Source organism: Thalassotalea sp. G20_0 (genome assembly GCF_017744175.1).
In the GTDB taxonomy this organism is placed as follows: domain Bacteria; phylum Pseudomonadota; class Gammaproteobacteria; order Pseudomonadales; family Endozoicomonadaceae; genus Endozoicomonas.
Genome location: NZ_JAGHQV010000116.1, coordinates 1 through 3,825, shown reverse-complemented (window position 1 = coordinate 3,825; position 3,825 = coordinate 1). Strand labels below are relative to the sequence as shown.

The window sequence follows — 3,825 nt, the reverse complement described above, 5'->3', positions numbered from 1 at the left end:
GCGACTTCCTGTGGCTTGAAGTGGTCTTTCTCTTCTTTTGATTCGGCTTTGGTTTTCACATGGGGCAACAGCGCGGCCACGGCCTCTTTCAGCTTCGTTAGCTTCTCAAGCTCCAGCCCATTGTCCACCAGTTTTGCCACGGCCCACAGCAGGTTGCTGATACCTTGTGAATCAATATCCCTGGCTTCAGGTTTTTGGTTGCACTTAAGTATTACTGCATCAAGTAAATTTGACAGTAAAGCAGCTTGAGTTTCTTTACTTCCCTCATTCATGTTTTTATCAGGGGTAAAAACACCCGCTGAAGTAAATGAATGAAGCGTTGTCGTCAGGCTTCGCCAGGTCCATCCGGTTGTCACTTTAAAATCGTGCAACAATGGTATCAGTTGGCGTTGTTCACTATGATTTAATGGTCGTTTTGACCCTGATGTGTACCATTTGATTGAACAGGCAAATTGACCATGATTTCTACCATCATAGCGATCACCATAACGAGCAAATAACCCCACCAGCCAATCCATTTTTTTTTGTGTGATGAGAGTATTAAAACCATGAACAGGTTTTATTGAATGTCTTGGTGGATGGTTAACAGAGCAGGCGTCAGAAGCAGGGTGACATTCATTACGCTTCTGGATATAGGACGGTGGCACATTCACCTTTCTGACTGTGCGATGCCTGTATTGCCCACTCCCTGAAGCACTGGCATGAACGTCTGGTTGTTTGTAATCGTTACCTGAAGTTGTGTATTTCCAACTTATACCAGCACCGCTTCTGTCCATAATTATATTTCATTAATTCATGGAAAATATAAAAAGTAGACTATTCTACAGCATCAGCAGGTAGCATTTTTTACTGGCTTTTTTCTCTTCCTTTTTCTTTTTTTGGGCTTTTTTGTTTGCTCTTCTAAATATTCTTCAGCCGTAAAATAACAGTCATCTGAACATTGCCCTCCATCATCGGCAGTAAAATATGCCTCATCTGCCGCCCACTCGCCGCTGTTAATTGACACAGAGCCATGGGCCTCTGGCGGGACAGCTAACTTTGCCTTTATTTGCTCAATAACCGTTTTCATTGAATTCTGGTTATCAAGCTTGTTCACCGGGATTTCAATAACTTCAAATCCTAATTTCTGCAGCAGGGCGATTTTCAGCAACGTTGAGCCATTCCTGGTTTTGAAATCACCACTGACGTAATGAGAAGGTCCCTGAATGTCGATAACCGTGTTGTAATCTGGCAGTAGCAGATCAACCGGAGGTAATGAGTTCAGACTCTTTTCTTCTTCAATCTTCAACAACGGAAAATTCCATTGGAGGTGATCGCGGAAGGTGGATTGAGATTGTGAAGTGCTTGTCGTGTATTTAAGAGTGACCGGACACGTTCTCCCAAGCCAACCTGCGGCCATGGCAATGATGGATGGATCCTCTATATTGTCCGGGGATGTATTTCCCAGGCGAGAAAATAGTTCACCTATGTGCTTTTCAAGCGGGTTTTTATTATTGCTACCTGAGTCCAGATAAACTCTGGCACAGAATACCATGACTCCCCAGAGAGACATCGATATATCTTGCTGAGAGAGTTGAGGGTTTTTACTGATTCTGTCAACAAGAAAATCGAACGTAGATTTAATCAGGTTCGGCTCAATGGCCTCACCCAGTTTCGCCAGGGCCCACAGCAGATTGACGGTACCTTGAGTATTGAAGTGACTTCTCTCTTCTTTTGATTCGGCTTTGTTTTGCACATAGGGCAACAGCGCGACCACGGCTCCTTTGAGCTGCGTTGTCTTCTTCAGCTTCAACCCTTTATCCACAAGTTTCGCCACGGCCCATAGCAGGTTGGCGACTTCCTGCGGGTTGAAGTGGTCTTTCTCGTCTTTTGATTCGGCTTTGGTTTTCACATGGGGCAACAGTGCGGCCACGACCTCATTGAGCTTCGGTGTGTTCTCCAGCCCCAGCCCGTTGCCCACCAGTTTCGCCAGCGCCCACAGCAGGTTGGCGACTCCCTGTGAATTGAAGTGGTCTTTCTCGTCTTTTGATTCGGCTTTGGTTTTCACATGGGGCAACAGTGCGGCCACGACCTCATTGAGTTTCGGTGTGTTCTCCAGCCCTTTGTCCACCAGTTTCGCCACAGCCCACAGCAGATTGGCGATATGCTGAGGAATAAAGTGGCCTTTCTCTTCTTTTGATTCGGCTTTGCTCTTCACATGAGGCAGCAGGGTGGTCACAGCCTCTTTGAGTTTCGGTGTCTTCTCCAGCTCCAGCCCGTTGTCCACCAGTTTCGCCACAGCCCAAAGAAGGTTGGCGATATGCTGAGGAATAAAGTGGTATTTCTCTTCTTTTGATTCGGCTTTGGTTGTCACATGAGGCAGCAGGGTGGTCACAGTCTCTTTGAGTTTCGGTGTTTTCTCCAGCTCCAACCCGTTATCCACCAGTTTCGCCACGGCCCACAGCAGGTTGGCAACTCCCTGTGGCTTGAAGTGGTCTTTCTCTTCTTTTGATTCGGCTTTGCTCTTCACATGAGGCAGCAGGGTAGTCACAGTCTCTTTGAGTTTCGGTGTCTTCTCCAGCTCCAACCCCTTATCCACAAGTTTCGCCACGGCCCACAGCAGGTTGGCGACTTCCTGTGGCTTGAAGTGGTCTTTCTCTTCTTTTGATTCGGCTTTGTTTTGCACATAGGGCAACAGCGCGACCACGGCTCCTTTGAGCTGCGTTGTCTTCTTCAGCTCCAACCCGTTATCCACAAGTTTCGCCACGGCCCACAGCAGATTGGCGATATGCTGAGGAATAAAGTGGCCTTTCTCTTCTTTTGATTCGGCTTTGGTTTTCACATGGGGCAACAGCGCGGCCACGGCCTCTTTCAGCTTCGGTGTCTTCTCCAACTCCAGCCCGTTGTCCACCAGTTTCGCCGCAGCCCACAGCAGGTTGGCGATATGCTGAGGAATAAAGTGGTCTTTCTCTTCTTTTGATTCGGCTTTGGTTGTCACATGAAGCAGCAGGGTGGTGACAGTCTCTTTGAGCTGCGCTGTCTTCTCCAGCTCCAACCCGTTATCCACCAGTTTCGCTACCGCCCACAGCAGGTTGGCGGTAGCTTGAGCGTTCAAGCGGCCTTTCTCTTCTTTTGATTCGGCCTTGGTTTGCACATGGGGCAACAGCGCGGCCACGGCCTCTTTCAGCTTTGGTGTCTTCTCCAACTCCAGCCCGTTGTCCACCAGTTTCGCTACCGCCCACAGCAGGTTGGCGATGCCCTGTGGCTTGAAGTCGTCTTTCCTTTCTTTTGATTCGGCCTTGGTTTTCACATGGGTCAACAGCGCGGCCACGGCCTCTTTCAGCTGCGTTGTCTTCTCCAACTCCAGCCCGTTGTCCACCAGTTTCGCTACCGCCCACAGCAGGTTGGCGATGCCCTGTGGCTTGAAGTCGTCTTTCTTTTCTTTTGATTCGGCCTTGGTTTTCACATGAGGCAACAGCGAGGTCACGGCCTCTTTGAGCTTCGGTGTCTTCTCCAACTCCAGCCCGTTGTCCACCAGTTTCGCCACGGCCCACAGCAGGTTGGCGATATGCTGGGCATTAAAGTGGTCTTTCTCTGCTTTTGATTCGGCTTTGGTTTTTACCTGAGGCAACAGCGCGGCTACGGCCTCTTTCAGCTGCGCTGTCTTCTCCAGCACCAGCCCGTTGTCCACCAATTTCGCCAGAGCCCACAGCAGGTTTGCGACTTCCTGTGGCTTGAAGTGGTCTTTCTCTTCTTTTGATTCGGCTTTGGTTTTCACATGGGGCAACAGCGCGGCCACGGCCTCTTTCAGCTTCGTTAGCTTCTCAAGCTCCAGCCCATTGTCCA

Annotated in this window: 2 protein-coding genes; both read right to left on the bottom strand. The window is 49.3% G+C overall.

From position 1 onward, the window contains the following. The coding region (locus J7438_RS24685) for a hypothetical protein (protein ID WP_209278704.1) at positions 1-776 on the bottom strand (776 nt) is incomplete at its 3' end. 53 nt (positions 777-829) lie between these two features. Continuing rightward, positions 830-3,825, bottom strand: a 2,996-nt coding sequence (locus J7438_RS24680) for an RAP domain-containing protein (RefSeq protein ID WP_209278703.1), incomplete at its 5' end; no start/stop codon positions are given.